General features: G+C 63.1%; 19 protein-coding genes. 14 read left to right on the top strand and 5 right to left on the bottom strand.

Annotated elements, in window-relative coordinates; all coding sequences use genetic code 11:
• Positions 1-406 precede the first annotated feature (406 nt).
• Positions 407-1,294 carry a threonine/homoserine exporter RhtA gene (rhtA, locus tag AC07Y9_RS02455; protein ID WP_007930397.1) on the top strand — a complete coding sequence of 296 codons (888 nt, stop codon included), beginning with the start codon at positions 407-409 and terminating at the stop codon, positions 1,292-1,294.
• A gap of 169 nt (positions 1,295-1,463) precedes the next feature.
• Positions 1,464-1,745: a hypothetical protein gene (locus AC07Y9_RS02460; protein ID WP_009050041.1), complete on the top strand. Its 282-nt coding sequence runs from the start codon at positions 1,464-1,466 to the stop codon at positions 1,743-1,745.
• Between the two features lie 11 nt (positions 1,746-1,756).
• Here the strand turns inward: AC07Y9_RS02460 and AC07Y9_RS02465 are convergent, their stop codons facing one another.
• Positions 1,757-2,326, bottom strand: a complete 570-nt coding sequence (locus tag AC07Y9_RS02465; RefSeq protein WP_101338661.1) for a TetR/AcrR family transcriptional regulator — start codon at positions 2,324-2,326, stop codon at positions 1,757-1,759.
• A gap of 94 nt (positions 2,327-2,420) precedes the next feature.
• Here AC07Y9_RS02465 and AC07Y9_RS02470 point away from each other — a divergent pair, with 94 nt between their 5' ends.
• On the top strand, positions 2,421-3,161 hold the full coding sequence (locus tag AC07Y9_RS02470; RefSeq protein ID WP_102679572.1) for an SDR family oxidoreductase: 741 nt from the start codon (positions 2,421-2,423) through the stop codon (positions 3,159-3,161).
• A gap of 36 nt (positions 3,162-3,197) precedes the next feature.
• Positions 3,198-3,788 (top strand): 2-hydroxychromene-2-carboxylate isomerase, encoded by a 591-nt coding sequence (locus tag AC07Y9_RS02475; RefSeq protein ID WP_102679573.1) that lies wholly within the window; start codon positions 3,198-3,200, stop codon positions 3,786-3,788.
• Positions 3,789-3,858: 70 nt separating this feature from the next.
• Here AC07Y9_RS02475 and AC07Y9_RS02480 read toward each other — a convergent pair whose 3' ends face one another.
• From AC07Y9_RS02480 to AC07Y9_RS02490, 3 genes are all read right to left on the bottom strand, one after another.
• On the bottom strand, positions 3,859-5,667 hold the full coding sequence (locus tag AC07Y9_RS02480; protein WP_102679574.1) for an aminopeptidase P family protein: 1,809 nt from the start codon (positions 5,665-5,667) through the stop codon (positions 3,859-3,861).
• A gap of 55 nt (positions 5,668-5,722) precedes the next feature.
• Positions 5,723-6,892: a cysteine desulfurase family protein gene (locus tag AC07Y9_RS02485; protein WP_102679575.1), complete on the bottom strand. Its 1,170-nt coding sequence runs from the start codon at positions 6,890-6,892 to the stop codon at positions 5,723-5,725.
• Between the two features lie 321 nt (positions 6,893-7,213).
• Positions 7,214-7,480, bottom strand: coding sequence for a hypothetical protein (locus AC07Y9_RS02490; RefSeq protein WP_009044883.1), 267 nt, complete (start codon positions 7,478-7,480; stop codon positions 7,214-7,216).
• A gap of 402 nt (positions 7,481-7,882) precedes the next feature.
• Here AC07Y9_RS02490 and msuE point away from each other — a divergent pair, with 402 nt between their 5' ends.
• From msuE to AC07Y9_RS02510, 4 genes are all read left to right on the top strand, one after another.
• Complete coding sequence (gene msuE / locus AC07Y9_RS02495) at positions 7,883-8,446, top strand: FMN reductase (protein WP_102679576.1); 564 nt, start codon at positions 7,883-7,885, stop codon at positions 8,444-8,446.
• A gap of 9 nt (positions 8,447-8,455) precedes the next feature.
• Entirely contained in the window at positions 8,456-9,607 is a 1,152-nt protein-coding gene (ssuD, locus tag AC07Y9_RS02500) for an FMNH2-dependent alkanesulfonate monooxygenase (protein ID WP_087092958.1), read from the top strand.
• Positions 9,608-9,772: 165 nt separating this feature from the next.
• Positions 9,773-10,960, top strand: a complete 1,188-nt coding sequence (locus AC07Y9_RS02505; RefSeq protein WP_007930413.1) for an acyl-CoA dehydrogenase family protein — start codon at positions 9,773-9,775, stop codon at positions 10,958-10,960.
• Between the two features lie 23 nt (positions 10,961-10,983).
• Positions 10,984-12,090, top strand: a complete 1,107-nt coding sequence (locus AC07Y9_RS02510) for a sigma-54 interaction domain-containing protein (protein ID WP_053262107.1) — start codon at positions 10,984-10,986, stop codon at positions 12,088-12,090.
• On the opposite strand, the gene AC07Y9_RS02515 is transcribed toward AC07Y9_RS02510, so the two are convergent.
• Positions 12,087-12,452, bottom strand: coding sequence for an antibiotic biosynthesis monooxygenase (locus AC07Y9_RS02515; protein ID WP_102679577.1), 366 nt, complete (start codon positions 12,450-12,452; stop codon positions 12,087-12,089). The genes AC07Y9_RS02510 and AC07Y9_RS02515 overlap by 4 nt on opposite strands.
• Before the next feature lie 118 nt (positions 12,453-12,570).
• On the opposite strand from AC07Y9_RS02515, the gene soxR reads away from it, so the two are divergent.
• The 6 genes from soxR (at position 12,571) to AC07Y9_RS02545 (ending at position 16,643) form a co-directional block, all read left to right on the top strand.
• A complete protein-coding gene (gene soxR, locus AC07Y9_RS02520; RefSeq protein ID WP_007930416.1) occupies positions 12,571-13,026 on the top strand; it encodes a redox-sensitive transcriptional activator SoxR in 456 nt (151 codons plus the stop codon).
• 201 nt (positions 13,027-13,227) lie between these two features.
• Positions 13,228-13,689, top strand: a complete 462-nt coding sequence (locus tag AC07Y9_RS02525) for a VOC family protein (protein WP_009050054.1) — start codon at positions 13,228-13,230, stop codon at positions 13,687-13,689.
• Between the two features lie 293 nt (positions 13,690-13,982).
• Positions 13,983-15,194, top strand: a complete 1,212-nt coding sequence (locus AC07Y9_RS02530) for a PepSY-associated TM helix domain-containing protein (protein ID WP_102679578.1) — start codon at positions 13,983-13,985, stop codon at positions 15,192-15,194.
• A gap of 17 nt (positions 15,195-15,211) precedes the next feature.
• Positions 15,212-15,733 carry a PA2404 family protein gene (locus AC07Y9_RS02535; RefSeq protein WP_102679579.1) on the top strand — a complete coding sequence of 174 codons (522 nt, stop codon included), beginning with the start codon at positions 15,212-15,214 and terminating at the stop codon, positions 15,731-15,733.
• Positions 15,733-16,074 (top strand): hypothetical protein, encoded by a 342-nt coding sequence (locus AC07Y9_RS02540; RefSeq protein ID WP_173679775.1) that lies wholly within the window; start codon positions 15,733-15,735, stop codon positions 16,072-16,074. Before AC07Y9_RS02535 ends, AC07Y9_RS02540 begins: the two co-directional genes overlap by 1 nt.
• Entirely contained in the window at positions 16,071-16,643 is a 573-nt protein-coding gene (locus AC07Y9_RS02545; protein ID WP_102679581.1) for a DUF6162 family protein, read from the top strand. The genes AC07Y9_RS02540 and AC07Y9_RS02545 overlap by 4 nt, the downstream gene beginning before the upstream one ends.
• Positions 16,644-16,660 lie beyond the last annotated feature (17 nt).

Here is a 16,660-nt window from a genome sequence, read left to right on the forward strand (position 1 = left end):
CAGCGGGAGGCGAATTCTACAGCGTTACACGCTGCTGTCAACACCTCTTTTTCTCCGCTTTCGACCGAGAAGATCGATTCGTTAACTCGGCGAAAACTTACTGCCGAATCAACTCCTTCGAGCTTCGATGAACTGAAGCGTAATCGCTGTCGAAAACCGCGTAACTCGTTGAATCTCAAGGAGTTTTCCGTTTCGACTGCACCGGAAGTGGGGCGAATTATAGACTTCCAGAATCTGCCGTCAACCCCTAATTTGTCTTTTCTATCAATAACCTGCAAAAACAGATCAATCCTTCTCTAATATAAGAAGAGCAGAAACATCATGAGCAATATATTGCTCAAGCGTTTCTAGTTGAGCATCATGTCGGCGCACCAAACCTCCCCCCTGACCCGGATGATGCCTTGCCATGAATGACCAGCCCCGCAGCCTAGCCTCGACCCTGTTCCCGGTGGGACTGCTGCTTATTGCCATGGCGTCCATCCAGTCCGGCGCTTCACTGGCCAAAAGCATGTTCCCGATCGTGGGCGCACAAGGCACCACCACATTGCGTCTGATTTTCGCCAGCATCATCATGCTGCTGCTATTGCGTCCATGGCGCGCGAAGCTCACCGCCAAGTCCCTGCGCACCGTCATCGTCTATGGCATGGCGCTGGGTGGAATGAACTTTCTCTTCTATATGTCGCTACGCAGCGTTCCTCTGGGAATCGCCGTGGCCCTGGAATTCACCGGCCCACTGGCCGTGGCCATTTATGCTTCGCGAAAAGCCATCGACTTTCTCTGGATCGCCCTGGCGATTATCGGTCTGCTGCTGTTGATTCCAACCAGCGATACGAGCGCAGGTATCGACCTGATCGGCGCGGGTTATGCCTTGGGAGCCGGGGTGTGCTGGGCGCTCTATATTCTGTTCGGGCAAAAGGCCGGGGCCGACAATGGCATCCAGACTGCAGCGCTGGGCGTGATGATTGCTGCCTTGTTCGTTGCGCCTATCGGCATCGTGCATGCCGGGGCTGCCTTGCTGACGCCCAGCCTGATCCCCATCGCTATTGGCGTGGCCATTCTCTCCACCGCCCTTCCCTACAGCCTGGAGATGGTCGCCCTGACCCGAATGCCGGCGAGAACCTTCGGCACGCTGATGAGTATCGAGCCTGCTTTTGGTGCCTTGTCCGGGCTGCTGTTCCTCCACGAATTCCTGTCGCTCGCGCAGTGGCTGGCTATCGCCTGCATCATCCTGGCGTCAGTGGGTGCGACCCTAACCATGCGCAGCGAATCGAAACCTCTGGTAGCGGCGGATTGATTCCTGGTTGTACATAGCTCTGGTATTTGCCGCTCAATTAGGCCATGTTTAGGCGCTGTAACTCAGCGCCAGTCATGGATTTTTCAGGCAAGGACCGCACAGACGCCAAAGTGACAGCTAACGCAGTCGAACCCGGACAACAGATCCGGGATCAGCAATAGGGACAGGAATGAAACGTTTTTTGATTCTGTTAGCCGTACTGGCCATCGCAGGTTGCGCCGCAACTTCGAAAACCGAGGTCAAGCGCGGAAAGAAGGGCCTGCATATCAACTGCTCCGGCCTGTCCTCCTCCTGGGACAAATGCTACGCCAGCGCTGCTACCTCCTGCGGCCCCAAAGGCTACAAAGTGATCGCCAAGTCCGGAGATACAGTGGAGGACCCGGGCGACTATCCCTTCGGCCTGAATCCCGCCGGCTATACCAGCCGCAGCATGATCGTCATCTGCAAGTAGGCAGCACCTGCCTACTGCACATCCTGCATTGGCAATTGACGAACAATTTCGTCATGGCTCGACTTCAGGACCTGGCGCTGAATGTCCGGACTGACCAGCATTCGCGCCACCACCAACGCCCCCACACACTGCGACAGAATCGACCAGGCCAGGCTGTCGCTGCCCAGGGTGCGCGCCCAACTCTGCTGCAAACGGCAAATCCAGTCTTGCGCCTGCTGTCGAACCCCCTCGTCCGCCCGTGAGATTTCCGCGCCCAAGGTTGGCAAGGCGCAGCCCGTTTCAGGACTCTCGACATGCGCCATGCTCAAGTAGTGCTTGAGACAGCGCTCAAGCCGCATCCGGCTTTGCTCACCATCGCCCCCCAGACGCTCAAGGCTCTGGCTCAGCTCCCGTTCGACAATAGAACCGAACAGCTCATCCTTGGATGAAAAGTGGCTGTAGAAGGCCCCACCACTCAGCCCGATCGCTTTCATCAGACCATCGACCCCCACAGTCGAAAATCCTTCTTTTTTCGCTGACACCGCGCTGCTCTGCAGCAGCCGTTCCCGGGTTTCCTGCTTGTGACTGGCTGAATAACGCATGACGCCCCCTCTCCTCTCTTCGCCTTGACGCTCGGCGGAGCGTAGCATAACGTTCGTTTAGTTAACGACCGTTTAACAATAGAGCGATCCCACCATGACTACAGCCACAGAGAACAAGAAAGTCGTTTTGGTCGTCGGAGCCGGCGATGCCACAGGCGGTGCAATTGCCAAGCGTTTTGCCCGGGAAGGTTTTGTCGCCTGTGTCACCCGACGCAGCGCGGACAAGTTGCAGCCCCTGGTGGAAGCCATCCAGCAATCGGGAGGCGAAGCCCATGGGTTCGCCTGCGACGCTCGAAAAGAGGAAGAAGTGATTGCCTTGGTCGAACAGATCGAGCGCGAGATTGGTCCGATCGAAGCCCTGGTGTTCAATATCGGTGCCAACGTGCCCTGCAGCATCCTTGAAGAAACAGCGCGCAAGTACTTCAAGATCTGGGAGATGGCCTGCTTCTCGGGTTTCCTCAATGCGCGAGAAGTGGCCAAACGCATGGTCACTCGCCAACGCGGGACCATCCTGTTCACCGGCGCCACCGCGGGCTTGCGCGGTGCTGCGGGGTTTGCCGCCTTTGCCGGAGCCAAGCATGGCATTCGCGCACTGGCGCAAAGCATGGCCCGGGAGCTGGGGCCGTTGAATATCCACGTTGCTCATGTGGTGGTCGATGGCGCCATCGACACGGACTTCATCCGCAACAGTTTCCCGGAAAAGTATGCGCTCAAGGATGAGGACGGCATCCTCAACCCCGAACACATCGCCGACAACTACTGGTATCTGCACAGCCAGCCCCGAGATGCCTGGACCTTCGAACTGGATCTGCGGCCCTGGAACGAACGCTGGTAAACCCTGCGCCACAACAACAAAATGGGAGCATCACCGATGAGCAAAACCGTCGAGTTCTTTTTCGACCTGGGTAGCCCGACCTCTTACCTGGCCTACACCCAATTGCCGAAGATCTGTGCCCAGACAGGCAGCCAGCTGATTTATCAACCCATGTTGCTCGGTGGCGTGTTCAAGGTCACGGGCAATGCCTCGCCGATCAGCATCCCCGCCAAAGGACGCTACATGCTTCAGGACCTGGCGCGTTATGCCAAACGTTATGAGGTGCCACTGGCATTCAACCCGCACTTCCCGATCAACACCCTGCTGCTGATGCGCGCGGTGACCGGCATGCAACTGCGACATCCACAGCGTTTTGTTGCCTTTATCGACTGCCTGTTCCGCGCACTCTGGGTCGAGAAGCGCAACCTGAACGATCAGGCCATAGTTGCCGCGGTACTCAGTGAGGGGGGATTCGATCCGCAAGAGGTGCTGGCCCTGACCAGCGATGAAGAGGTCAAGAACGCCCTCAAGGACAAGACCGAACAAGCCTTGCAGCGCGGCGTTTTTGGCGCGCCGAGCATGTTCGTCGATAACCAGTTGTTCTTCGGCCAGGATCGCCTGGACTTTGTCCTCGAAGCCCTGAGCTAAGTCAAAGCTTCGGTAAGACAAACAACGCAATTCGCGCTGCCGGCCCAACCCCCCCCCCCGCGATTCACGTTCAGAGGGTTGCGGTACGGGTATTCAGCCATTCCAGCGCCGCGCCCTGCAGCAGCGGACTCAGGCGCCGACGCACTTCAGCGTGGTAGGCGTTGAGCCACTCACGCTCGTCCTGGGTCAGCAGCGAAGGTTCCAGGCAGCGGCTGTCAATCGGGCACAAGGTCAGGGTTTCAAACTTGAGGAACTCGCCGAATTCGCTAGTGCCTGCCTCACGGTTCATCGCCAGGTTTTCGATGCGTACGCCCCAACGGCCCGGACGATAAGTACCCGGCTCGATCGAGGTGATCATCCCTGGCTGCATCGCGGTTTGCGGTGCTGGCGCCGCCTGATAGGCGATCACTTGCGGGCCTTCGTGGACATTGAGGAAATACCCCACGCCATGACCGGTGCCGTGCCCGTAATCCACGCCTTCGGCCCAGATCGGCGCGCGGGCGATGGCGTCCAGCAACGGCGACAGGATGCCCCGCGGGAATTGCGCCCGGGACAAGGCGATCACGCCCTTGAGCACCCGCGTGCAATCGCGCTTCTGCTCGGCACTCGGGGTACCGACCGGGACCATGCGGGTGATGTCCGTGGTGCCGCCCAGGTATTGGCCGCCGGAATCGATCAGCAGCAGGCCATCGCCTTCGATCACCGCGTGCTCTTCTTCGGTGGCGTGGTAATGCGGCATCGCGCCATTGGCGTTGAACGCGGCGATGGTGTTGAAGCTCAGGGACACATAACCGGGGCGACGGGTGCGCGCCGCGGTCAGGTGCTCGTCGATGGTCAGCTCGGTAATGCGTTCACGGCCCCAGGCCGACTCCAGCCAGGCGAAGAATTCGCAAAGCGCCGCACCGTCCTGCTCCATGGCCTGGCGGATATGCTCGGCGTCGGCCAGGCTTTTGCGGGACTTGGCCAAGGTCGTCGGATTCAGACCTTCCAGCAGCTTCACACCGTTCCCAAGGTTATCCAGCAAACCGACGGTAACCCGCGCCGGATCCACCAGCAGGCTGGCGCCGTCGGAAATCGCACTCAGGACCGCGGCCACTTCGCTGTAGTCACGCAGGGTGATGCCGTCCTGTTCCAGCACGGCACGCAAGGCGTCATCGACTTTGCTCAGCGCCACGAATAGCGTCGCCTGCTGTTGGCTGATCAGGGCGAAGGAGACGAACACCGGGTTGAACGAGACGTCGCCGCCGCGCAGGTTGAACAGCCAGGCGATGTCGTCGAGGGTGGCGATGAAATGCCAGTCCGCGCCTCGCTCTTTCAGGGTTTCGCGCAGCTTGCCGAGCTTCTCGACCCGGCCGACCGTGGCCTGGGGCGGCAAATGCTGGTAGATCGGCTGGTCCGGCAGGCTCGGGCGGTCGCTCCAGACTTCGTTCAGCAGATCGATATCGGTGCGCAGGCGAGCACCGCACTCCTGCAGCTTGTTGCCCAGGGTACGCGCCGAAGCCAGCGCCATCACCGCGCCGTCGACCGCGACCACGCCCCCTTCCGGGGTCTGTTCGGCCAGCCAGTCCAACGGGCCGGGCTGGCCCGGCAACAGTTTGACCAACTCGATGCCGCTGCCCTTGAGTTCCTTGGTCGCCTGTTCCCAATAACGGCTATCGGCCCAGACCCCGGCGAAATCCGCCGTCACGATCAGGGTGCCGACCGAACCGTGAAAACCCGACAGCCACTGCCGGCCTTGCCAGTAACCGGGCAGGTACTCCGACAGGTGCGGGTCGGCCGACGGCACCAGCAGGGCATGAATGCCCTCGCGGTTCATCAGCTCGCGGGTGCGCGCCAGGCGCTGGGGGACCACTCCATTGGTCAAGGGCTGCGTACTCATTGTGTCTCCTGCTACCAGGTCAATCATTGTTATTGGATCCCGAGGGCATCGACCCTCAGGGTTGGGCAACCGCCCAGAACGCCGGTGCACTGGCGGATGAAGCCTTGATCAGCTGGACGGCCTGATCGATGTCCTGCTCGGTGGTGAAACGCCCCAGGCTCAGGCGGATAGTCCGCCCCGCCGCCCGGGCGTCGAGCCCCAGCGCCAGCAACACATGGGACGGCGCATTGCTCGCCGAGTTGCAGGCCGAGGTCGCGGAAAACGCGATGGAGGCACTCAGGGCCGCCGGGTTGAACTCCCCTTCACCGAAGGTGAGGCTCAAGGTGTGGGGAATGCGCTGGGCCGGGCTGCCGTTCAGGCGCAGCCCCGGCACGTCGGCCAATTGTTCGAGCAGACGCTCGCGCAGACGGGCGATAATCGCCGCTTCTTCGTCGAAATGTTCGGCGGCCAGGGCAAAGGCGGCGCCCATGGCGGCAATCTGATGGGTCGCGAGCGTCCCGGAGCGCAAGCCGCCCTCATGGCCGCCGCCGTGAATCTGCGCCTGCAAGCGCTGCTGCGCGCGCGGGCCGACGTAGAGCGCGCCGATGCCCTTGGGGCCGTAAATCTTGTGGGCGGAAAAGGACATCAGGTCCACCGGCCACTGCGCCAGGTCGATCGCCACCTTGCCCGCGCCCTGGGCCGCGTCGACATGCAGCAGCGCCCCGCGCTCACGGACCACACGGCCAATGCCCGGGATGTCGTTGAGCGTGCCCAGTTCGTTATTGACCAGCATCAGCGACACCAGGAAGGTGTCGTCGCGCAGGGCCTCGCTGACCGCCTCGGGCGTGATCAGCCCGTCGCTGTCCGGCACCAGGTAAGTCACGGCCACGCCGGCAGCCTGCAACTGGCTGGCGGTGTCGAGAATGGCCTTGTGTTCGATCTGGCTGGTGATGATGTGCCCGCCGGAGATGCCCCGGGCCTGGGCCACGCCCTTGAGCGCCAGGTTGTTGGATTCGGTGGCGCCGGAGGTCCAGACGATTTGCTCGGGCGCCGCGCCCACCAGTTGGGCGACCTGCTGGCGCGCCAGCTCGACGCTGCGCCGGGCCTGTTGGCCGAAGGCGTGGGAGCTGGACGCCGGATTGCCGAAGTTACCGTTGAACCCCAGACATTCCACCATCACCTGAATGACTCGCTCGTCCACCGGCGTGGTGGCGGCGTAGTCGAAATAGAGAGGACGTTTATTCATCGCAAAAATACCCGCAGAGCCTGTTCCAGGATCAAGGTTCGCTCGGTGCCGAACGCTGATACGCGCCCTTTCGGCAACGCAAAAACGGCAGACCGTCAGCAATACCCGATCGGATGCAGTTAAAGAAGGACAACTTCATTTAAAAGTGCGTAGGAACGCTCCCGAGGGGCAGCTTAACAGGCTCCGGGAGCCGGGTTAAGCAAGGTTCGGCCAGGGGGCCGAAGAACAAGGCGCAAGGCGGGGAAAATCATCACAGGGTTTTGCCGACGTTCACCGGCAGTCCGTCAGCCTACGCGGGCAAGGCCGTGGCAGATCGACAAATCAGCTGGCCCGGCCATGCAGGGTCACGCTGTGCTCGGCGTTCATTTCGCCCTGCCGGTCGAAACCGAAGGTCCGTTGCGGGGCAAGCAGCTCGGCCTTCTTCTGTTGGTATTCGTCAAAGGACAGCCCGCGCCGGTTCAGTGCTTCCAGCGCCAGTTCGCGGGTTTCCTCGGCGGTATAGGGACGCGACTCCGGGCCAGGCTGGCTGGCACAACCGGCCAGCACCGCAGTGGCGACAAGCAAGGAAAAGACAAGCGAACGGTTCATGGCAAAGCTCCTGGATCTGGGCTGCGAGGCAATGGATACAGGCTACCGTCGCCCTTACCGGGACAGAAATCATCACGCTCGATAGTGGCTATCGATTCCCCCTATCGCCGCCCATCACAGCCTCATATATACCTAAAAGACCTATAAATATGGAAATAAAGTATTTTTTAGGAATATCAGTAAGCCTTTATAACAGGCCCATCGCGCCGCCTGCTGTTGCCTGAGCAACTGTTCGCCAGGCAACAGCCAATCAACAAAAACAGTGTCTTCCCAACAACAGCCTGCTCCTGCAACAGCGCCACAAGCCCCGCCACTCAAGGCTTTGCGTCGCTGGTACAGCTCTTGCTCAAGCCCTGGGACTACTCACTGCTCGTTGAGCCCTGTTCAACAAAGGAACTGATCATGTCGCGTCCATTAAAAGTCGTTGCCCTGTCCGGTGGAACCTGGCGCCCCTCGCGCACCCTGGTGCTGACCCAGGCGCTGCTCGCCGAACTGGCGGGGCAATTGCCGATCGAGAGCACGCTCATCGAACTGGGCGACATCGCCCGCCCCCTGGGCGCGGCCCTGTCCCGCCAGGAGCTGGCCGTGGAAGTCGAAACGCAGTTGCAAGCCATCGAAAGCGCCGACTTGCTGATCGTCGCGGCGCCCGTGTACCGCGGCTCTTATCCGGGCTTGCTCAAGCACCTGTTCGACCTGATCGACCTCAACGCGCTGATCGACACCCCGGTGCTGCTGGCCGCCACCGGTGGCAGCGAACGTCACGCCCTGGTGCTGGATCACCAGCTGCGGCCGCTGTTCAGTTTCTTCCAGGCCCTGACCCTGCCCATCGGGGTCTATGCCACCGAGGCCGACTTCGCCAACTACCAGATCACCAGCGAGCCCTTGAAGGCCCGCATTCGCCTTGCGGCAGAACGCGCCGCGCCGCTGTTCGGCGTGCATCCGAAAAATCTGCTGAAAATCGCTTAAGGACCTGTCATGGATGTTTTCTGGTTTCTTCCGACTCACGGCGACGGCCATTACCTGGGCACCACCCAGGGCGCGCGTCCGGTCACCCTCAACTACCTCAAGCAAGTGGCCCAGGCCGCGGACAGCCTGGGCTATCACGGCGTACTGATCCCCACCGGGCGTTCGTGCGAAGACTCCTGGGTGATCGCCTCGGCGCTGGTGCCCCTGACCGAACGCCTGCGCTACCTGGTGGCGATCCGCCCGGGGATCATCTCGCCGACCGTCTCGGCGCGCATGGCCGCCACCCTCGACCGGCTGTCCAACGGGCGCCTGCTGATCAACGTGGTGACCGGCGGCGACCCTGACGAGAACCGCGGCGACGGCAGCTTCCTCAGCCACAGCGAACGCTATGAAGTCACCGACGAATTCCTGAGGATCTGGCGCCGGGTGCTGCAAGGCGAAGCCGTGGACTTCGAAGGCAAGCATCTGCACGTGCAGAACGCCAAGGCCCTGTACCCGCCGGTGCAGAAACCTTACCCGCCGCTGTATTTCGGCGGGTCCTCGGACGCCGCCCATGACCTCGCCGCCGAACAGGTGGACGTCTACCTGACCTGGGGCGAACCACCGGCCGCGGTCGCCGAGAAACTCGCCGACGTACGCGAACGGGCCGCCCGCCACGGCCGCACGGTGAAGTTCGGTATCCGCCTGCATGTGATCGTGCGCGAAACCGCGGAAGAGGCCTGGAAGGCCGCGGACAAGCTGATCGAACACATCAGCGACGACACCATCGCCGCCGCGCAGCAATCCTTCTCGCGCTTCGATTCCGAGGGCCAGCGGCGCATGGCCGCCTTGCACGACGGGCGGCGCGACAACCTGGAAATTGCCCCCAACCTCTGGGCCGGCGTCGGCCTGGTACGTGGCGGCGCCGGCACCGCGCTGGTGGGCAACCCCGAGCAGGTGGCGGCGCGGATCAAGGAATACGCGGACCTGGGGATCGAGAGCTTCATTTTCTCCGGCTACCCGCACCTGGAAGAAGCCTACCGCTTTGCCGAACTGGTGTTCCCGCTGCTGCCGGAACCCTACGCCAGCCTGGCCGGGCGTGGCGTGACCAACCTCACCGGGCCGTTCGGCGAAATGATCGCCAATGACGTGTTGCCGAGCAAAAAAACGGCTGGGGCTTGAGGGTGTTGATCGCCTGATAGAACGCTATCGCGGGCCAGCCTCGCGCCTACAGAAACCACCTGCACCCTGTAGGAGCGAGCTTGCTCGCGATCGAGCGCCCCGCGCTCACCTCACAGCCCCACCGACTTCACGGCCGCCCAACCGGCCCCAAACGAGGAACACCGCGTGACTGCCAAGCCGCAAAGCGCCTTGTTGTCCCCCTTGCAGACCGCCCGCCAGCTGGCGGCCGAGTTTGCCCTGACCGCCGTCGAACGCGACGAACGCGGCGGTACCCCGAAAGCCCAGCGCGACGCCCTGCGCCAGAGCGGCCTGCTGGCCCTGAGCATTCCCACCCAGTACGGCGGCCTCGGCGCCAGCTGGAGCGAGACCCTGAACATCGTCCGCGAGTTCGCCAAGGTCGACAGCTCCATCGCCCACGTCTTCGGTTTCCATCACCTGATGCTGGCCACCGTGCGCCTGTTCGCCCGGCCGGAACAATGGCAACCCTGGTTCGAACAGACCGCGCGCAAGAACTGGTTCTGGGGCAATGCCCTCAACCCGCTGGACACCCGTACCGTGGTGAAGAACCTCGGCGGCTGGCGCGAGTTTTCCGGCAAGAAAAGCTTCTGCTCCGGCGCCAGCGATTCGGAAATGCTCATCGCCTCGGCAGTCGACGAAAGCAACGGCGGCAAGCTGCTGATCGCCGCCATCCCCAGCGGCCGCAGCGGCATCACCCTGCACAACGACTGGAACAACATGGGCCAGCGCCAGACCGATAGCGGCAGCGCCAGCTTCGAGCGGGTGCGGGTCGAGGAATCGGAACTGCTGCTGGACCCGGGCCCCTTGAGCACGCCCTTCGCCTGTCTGCGCCCACTGATCGCTCAGCTGACCTTCACCCACATGTTCCTCGGCATTGCCGAAGGGGCTTTTGAAGAAGCTCGCCAGTACACCCTCACCGAAACCCGGCCCTGGCATAAGTCCAGCGCGCAGGAGGCCTATCAGGACCCTTATGTGCTGGGTCATTACGGTGATTTCTGGGTGGCCCTGGAAGGCATGCGCCTGTTGGTGGAGCGCGCCGCGGAGCTGCTGGACAAGGCCTGGGCCAAGGGGCCGAACCTGAGCGCCGAAGAACGCGGTCACCTGGCCACGGCCATCGCCACCGCCAAGGTCGCCACCACGCGCCAGGGCCTGGAGCTGTGCAGCCGCCTGTTCGAGGTCACCGGCGCCCGCTCCACCCACGCCTCCCTGCGCCTGGACCGGCATTGGCGCAACCTGCGCACGCAAACCCTGCACGACCCGGTGGATTACAAACTCCATGAGTTGGGTGACTGGGCCCTGAACCAGTCCCTGCCGACCCCGACTTTCTATTCCTAGCCTTCTGCTCCCGGAGCTTGTCCATGCAGCTTTTGACCCTACCGCCCTCGCCGGCCCTGGCCACCTCGATCCGGGCCACCGCCCAGGTGTTCGAAGACCCGAAATCCCAGGCCTTGCTGGCGCACCTGCAGCAGGTCGCGCCGAGCGAGGCCAGCGTGCTGATCATCGGCGAAACCGGTACCGGCAAGGAGCTGGTGGCGCGCCATATCCACAACCTCAGCGCCCGACGCAACCGGCCCTTCGTGGCGGTGAACTGCGGCGCGTTCTCCGAGTCGCTGGTGGAGGCCGAGCTGTTCGGCCATGAAAAAGGCGCCTTCACCGGGGCCCTGAGCGCCAAGGCCGGCTGGTTCGAAGAGGCCAATGGCGGGACCCTGTTCCTCGACGAGATCGGCGACCTGCCGATGGCAATCCAGGTGAAGCTGCTGCGGGTGCTGCAGGAGCGCGAAGTGGTGCGCCTGGGTTCGCGCAAAAGCATTCCCATCGATGTGCGGGTGCTGGCGGCAACCAACGTGCAACTGGAGAAAGCCATCAACGCCGGGCATTTTCGCGAGGACCTGTACTACCGCCTCGACGTGGTCAGCCTGGAACTGAGCCCGCTGCGCGAGCGCCCCGGCGACATCCTGCCGCTGACCCGGCACTTTATCGAGGCCTACAGCCAGCGCCTGGGCTACGGCGCCGTGACCATCAGCAGCGAGGCCGAGCACAAGCTGCGCAGCTACAGCTGGCCGGGCAATATCCGCGAACTGGAAAACGTCATCCACCACACCCTGCTGATCTGCCGCGACGGCGTGATCGAGCGCGACGACCTGCGCCTGTCGAACATGCGTATCGAACGCCAGGACGACAGCCACCACAGCCACGACGACTCAGCCGAAGCCCTGCTGGAGCGGGCCTTTCACAAGCTCTTCGAAGAGCAGGCCGGCGCCCTGCATGAAAAGGTCGAGGACGCGCTGCTGCGCGCGGCCTACCGCTTCAGCCACTATAACCAGGTGCACACCGCCAACCTGCTGGGCCTGAGCCGCAACGTCACCCGCACCCGGCTGATCAAGATCGGCGAACTGGCGGTGAACAAGCGCCGTCCGCCGGAAAAACCCGGCCAGCACGAGCGCACCCTGCAACTGTCGATCTAGCTGGCCAGGCGGCAATGCAACGCGTTGTCCGGGCTGCGCTCGATGCTGCGCACCACCTGGAACGAGCCGAAGGTCACGGTCTTGGCCTGATAGACACGCAGCAGTTGCCAGAAGTCCTGTTCGCCCTTCTCGAAACTCTGGAAGGCCGCCTCGCCGGCTTCCCGGGTTTGCCATTGCAGGTAGTTGAGCACCCGCCGGCCGTCCTCGCTGGCCTGCACGCTGCCACTCAGGAAACCCGGGTGGCCCTGGGCCAGGCGTTCGGTCTGCTCGGACAGCGCCGACACCAGGCCGGATTGTTGATGGGGTTCGGTTTCGAATTCGATCAATTGCGTAAAGCTGCGGTTTTGCGCAAACGCGTGCATGGCAAGTCCCCACTGACGGATAAACGGAATCTTGTGATTCGAAGTTCCGCAGGGTAAAACCTCCAGTTAAGTAAAGGTCAAGCGACTTTTGCTCATTCCCCACCCGCAGGAGCGCTGCATGCCCAGCCCCGAAACCGTGCACAAGGAACTCACCGTCGGCCAAGTGGCCGCCCGCAGTGGCGTAGCGGTCACCGCCCTGCACTTCTATGAAACCAAGGGGCTGATCAAGAGCAACCGCAACGCCGGCAACCAGCGCCGTTATCCGCGGGAAGTGCTGCGCCGGGTGGCGCTGATCAAGGTGGCGCAGCGCCTGGGCATTCCCCTGGCCGAGATCGGCCAGGCCCTGCGCAGCCTGCCGGACCACCGCGCGCCGACGGCCGCCGACTGGAGGCGGCTGTCCGAGCAGTGGAGCCAGGAGCTGGATGAGCGGATCAAGCAACTGACCCTGCTGCGCGACCGCCTCAACGGCTGCATCGGCTGCGGTTGCCTGTCGATGCAAGACTGCCCGCTGCGCAACCAGGGCGACCAGCTGGGCGAACGCGGCCCGGGCGCGCGATTGCTGGAAACCGACTGAGCGGCTGCACGACGGTTTCCCCAACCCGACCGCAGCCTGCGGCAGCGGCTGCACCTCTTCTCCTGATCGCCGGATCACTGTTGCCAGGCGAACACCTCGTCAGCTCAAGCCAGGCAGTGGACTGCCCGGGCCTATAGTGAACCGACCGGAAAACCGGCCAGGTTCACTTCGACAAACCCATGACAAGAAAGGAGAACCGAGATGAGCGTCAAACCCATTCCCGAGGGTTACCCCAGCATCACGCCCTACCTGGGGATTACGCAGGCTGCCGAGGCTATCGAGTTCTACAAGAATGCCTTCGGCGCCACCCAGGTCATGCGCTTGGACATGCCCGACGGCAGCGTCGGCCATGCCGAGCTGCGCATCGGCGACTGCCCGATCATGCTGGGAACGCCCTGCGATCAAGGGCCACTGAGCAATCCCGACCAATCACCCTCCGTCGGCCTGCACCTGTACGTCAACGATGTCGACAAACAGTTCGCCCAGGCCATCGCCGCTGGTGGCCAGGTGGTGTCCGAGGTCAAGGACCAGTTCTACGGCGACCGCAGCGGCACCCTCAAAGACCCGTTCGGCCATCTGTGGTTTCTCGCCACCCGCAAGGAAGACCTGAGCGAAGAGCAGATCAAGCAGCGGGCCGTGGAGATGTTTAAACAGCAGGGATAAGCGCTGTGCCTGAAAACCGTTGATCGCGGGCCAGCCTCGCGCCTACAGACGCGCGTGCTTCTGTAGGAGCGAGCGGGCGGCGATCCGACTTGCCCGCGATAGCCTCCCCCGGACCGTCCCCCTGCCATTGGTCGCGCGGAAACATTTACTTTCATATCGTCTTTCGGGATTTACGATTCTCATTCGTCTTAATTAGATGCAGCAGGTCGCGTTGGCGAAGGTTACGCCGCGGGTTTCTCTCCGGGCTTACCAGCCGCCCGCGGCTCCACTCCTCGAATCAAGACGCGTGCTCAATGTCGAAGAAGTCCCGCTCGAAAATCTGGTTTCTCGTTCACAGCTGGCTGGCCCTGCCCATCTGGTTCTTTGTGCTGATCGTTTGCGTCACCGGCACCCTGGCCGTGGTCAGCCAGGAAATCGTCTGGCTGGCCAACCCCGACATCCGCGCCAGCAAACCCACAGGCGACGCCCAACCGCTGAGCTACGACCAGATCGTCAAGGCCATCAAGCAGGCCGAACCGCAGACCCTGGTCGAAAGCATCAGCACCCCTGACGAAGCGCATTTCGCCCTGACCGTGGGCGTCAACTACCCCGATGGCCGTTCCGTCGAGGTCTATGTCAACCCGTACACCGGCGTCATCCAGGGCGTCAGCCCGCAATTCAACTTCCAGGCCTTCACCCGTGCCCTGCACGGCTGGTGGCTGGTGCCTTTCACCAACGGCTACAGCTGGGGCTGGTACCTGGTATCGCTGCTCGGCCTGCCGATGCTGGCCTCGCTGGTCACCGGCCTGGTGGTCTACAAGAAGTTCTGGAAGGGTTTCCTCAAGCCGACCCTGCGCCTGCGCCACGGCGCGCGGATTTTCTGGGGCGACTTCCATCGCCTGAGCGGCCTCTGGTCGATCTGGTTCATCGCGGTGATCTCCATCACCGGCACCTGGTTCCTGATCCAGGCGATTCTTGGCGACAACCAGATCACCCTTTCCAGCGAACCCATAGTTCCGGTGATCGCCCGCGAAAGCGTGCCGACCTCCGCCGACGGCAGCCCGGCGCCGATGATCGGCGTCGATGAAGCCATCCGCATCGCCACCCAGCAGATCCCGGGGTTCGAGGTCAGCTTCGTCATGCTGCCGAGCAATGCCTACAGCCACCTGTTCATTGGCGGCCGCGGCTGGTACCCGCTGATGTACCAGACCGCCAACCTCAATCCTTACAGCGGCTCGGTCGATACCATGCACCTGCTGTCCCATCGCTCGGCCCTGGAGTTCGTCACCGAGTCCATGCGTCCGCTGCACACCGGTGATTTCGGCGGCATCTGGATCAAGCTGATCTGGTGCTTCTTCGGCCTGCTGCTGAGCATGATGGTGCTCAGCGGCCTGCTGATCTGGACCAAGCGCACCGCCCTGGCCACCGCCGCGGCCCTCAAGCGCAGCACCAAGACACCACGCCCCACCCTCGCCCAGCGCCCGGTTGCGGCCCTGCACAGCGACACGCCGGAGGGCAACCTGTGAGCAAGACAGACAACCCAATGCCGGTTTCACCCCTGCGCCAATTCTGGCTGAAATGGCGTTTCCACCTGAACATCCTGCTGTTGCTGATCCCCCTCGGCTTCATGCCCAAGTACTTCGCCGACGCGGCGCTGGCCCGTGGCGACAGCGGCCTGGGCGAACGCGAGGTGGGCGAGGTGCAGGTCGGGCCCTGGAGCCTGCGCCTGGCCGAACTGCGCAACCAAGCGCCGCAACTTCAGGGGCCAGCCGGCTATATGAAGGGCTTCAATGCCGCCCTGTGCGACGCCTGTATCGACCAGGTCAAGGCCACCTACCTGCGCATCGGCAAACCCCGCAGCCTGCGCGCCGCCGGGGTGATCTTCTTCGGCACCCCGTACCGCATGGGGGCCAGCCTGCCCGTTCCGGAAAAGACCAAGGCCGACGCCGAGCTGTGGATAACCATGGAAGGCTGGGACGGCAGCATGCACCAGGCGGCCATCCCCCTGAGCCAGGCATCCCCGGCCACCCTCGCCTGGCTGAACCAACAAGGAGGCAAACCATGATTGCTGTACCCACCGCCCGCCTGCGCCTGCTCGGTGCCGGCGTACTCCTGCTGGCCAGCGCCCTGTTCAGCGGCGGCGCCCTGGCCCATAACCCGATGTGCGAGTGCAAGCAGATCGACGGCGAGCAGATCCGCTGCACCGGCGGCTTCTCCGATGGCAGCGGCGCCCCGGGGGTGACCCTGGACGTGATCGGCTACGACGAAACCATCCTGGTGCCCGGCAAGCTGGGCGCCGACTCCACCCTGACCTTCAAGAAACCCGACGCCGAGTTCTACGTGCTGTTCGACGCCGGCCCCGGCCACGTGGTCGAGATCGACCAAGCCGACATCGAGGCCCCATGAACACCTCCCCCCCCCAAGTCGTGCGCCCGGCCGGCGCCGGCCATGAAACCCTCTACGTCCTGCTGCTGTGCCTGTTGATCCTCAGCGTGGCCGGCACCGTGGTGCTCTGGCGCGGCGAAAGCAGCGAAGTAGCCAGCATCGATAGCCATCAACTGGACGCCCGCCGCGACCTCACCGCCGGCGAACAGGGCCTGTACGCCGACCTGCGGGTGACCCTCGACGAAATCCGCCTGCTGCGCGAAGAAGCCCAGGCCCTGCCGACGCCCGAACAACTGGCCGAGGAAGGTTTCGCGCCCTTTGCCCAGGACGCCAGCTCGGTGAGCCGTGGCGGGCATGCCTGGCAGTTGCGGCAACAGGCCTATGTCGGCCTCAGCCAGAACAATCAAGTGGCCGGCTCCTTCCTGATGCGCATCGCCGCCGACCCGGCCGCCGCCCCGGACATCTGGCTCAACCGCGGCCCGTCCCTCGCCGCCCCCGACGACCTCAGCGACGCCGCCCTGGCCAGTGCCGGCTGGCAGCAGGTGGTCGCGCAATTCGATGCCGGAGTGACCCGCCAGCATCGCCACTGAACCCACGCATTCACCGA

It is taken from the genome of Pseudomonas sp. GW456-L12 (assembly GCF_059424045.1).

Coding starts and splice junctions, on each gene's coding strand:
- AC07Y9_RS02515 (WP_102679577.1), bottom strand. CDS start 12,452: ATGCACGCGTTTGCGCAAAACCGCAGCTTTACGCAATTGATCGAATTC.
- AC07Y9_RS02490 (WP_009044883.1), bottom strand. CDS start 7,480: ATGAACCGTTCGCTTGTCTTTTCCTTGCTTGTCGCCACTGCGGTGCTG.
- AC07Y9_RS02530 (WP_102679578.1), top strand. CDS start 13,983: ATGTCGAAGAAGTCCCGCTCGAAAATCTGGTTTCTCGTTCACAGCTGG.
- AC07Y9_RS02535 (WP_102679579.1), top strand. CDS start 15,212: ATGCCGGTTTCACCCCTGCGCCAATTCTGGCTGAAATGGCGTTTCCAC.
- AC07Y9_RS02470 (WP_102679572.1), top strand. CDS start 2,421: ATGACTACAGCCACAGAGAACAAGAAAGTCGTTTTGGTCGTCGGAGCC.
- msuE (WP_102679576.1), top strand. CDS start 7,883: ATGTCGCGTCCATTAAAAGTCGTTGCCCTGTCCGGTGGAACCTGGCGC.
- AC07Y9_RS02465 (WP_101338661.1), bottom strand. CDS start 2,326: ATGCGTTATTCAGCCAGTCACAAGCAGGAAACCCGGGAACGGCTGCTG.
- AC07Y9_RS02485 (WP_102679575.1), bottom strand. CDS start 6,892: ATGAATAAACGTCCTCTCTATTTCGACTACGCCGCCACCACGCCGGTG.
- soxR (WP_007930416.1), top strand. CDS start 12,571: ATGCCCAGCCCCGAAACCGTGCACAAGGAACTCACCGTCGGCCAAGTG.
- rhtA (WP_007930397.1), top strand. CDS start 407: ATGAATGACCAGCCCCGCAGCCTAGCCTCGACCCTGTTCCCGGTGGGA.
- AC07Y9_RS02460 (WP_009050041.1), top strand. CDS start 1,464: ATGAAACGTTTTTTGATTCTGTTAGCCGTACTGGCCATCGCAGGTTGC.
- AC07Y9_RS02475 (WP_102679573.1), top strand. CDS start 3,198: ATGAGCAAAACCGTCGAGTTCTTTTTCGACCTGGGTAGCCCGACCTCT.
- AC07Y9_RS02545 (WP_102679581.1), top strand. CDS start 16,071: ATGAACACCTCCCCCCCCCAAGTCGTGCGCCCGGCCGGCGCCGGCCAT.
- AC07Y9_RS02525 (WP_009050054.1), top strand. CDS start 13,228: ATGAGCGTCAAACCCATTCCCGAGGGTTACCCCAGCATCACGCCCTAC.
- AC07Y9_RS02510 (WP_053262107.1), top strand. CDS start 10,984: ATGCAGCTTTTGACCCTACCGCCCTCGCCGGCCCTGGCCACCTCGATC.
- AC07Y9_RS02480 (WP_102679574.1), bottom strand. CDS start 5,667: ATGAGTACGCAGCCCTTGACCAATGGAGTGGTCCCCCAGCGCCTGGCG.
- ssuD (WP_087092958.1), top strand. CDS start 8,456: ATGGATGTTTTCTGGTTTCTTCCGACTCACGGCGACGGCCATTACCTG.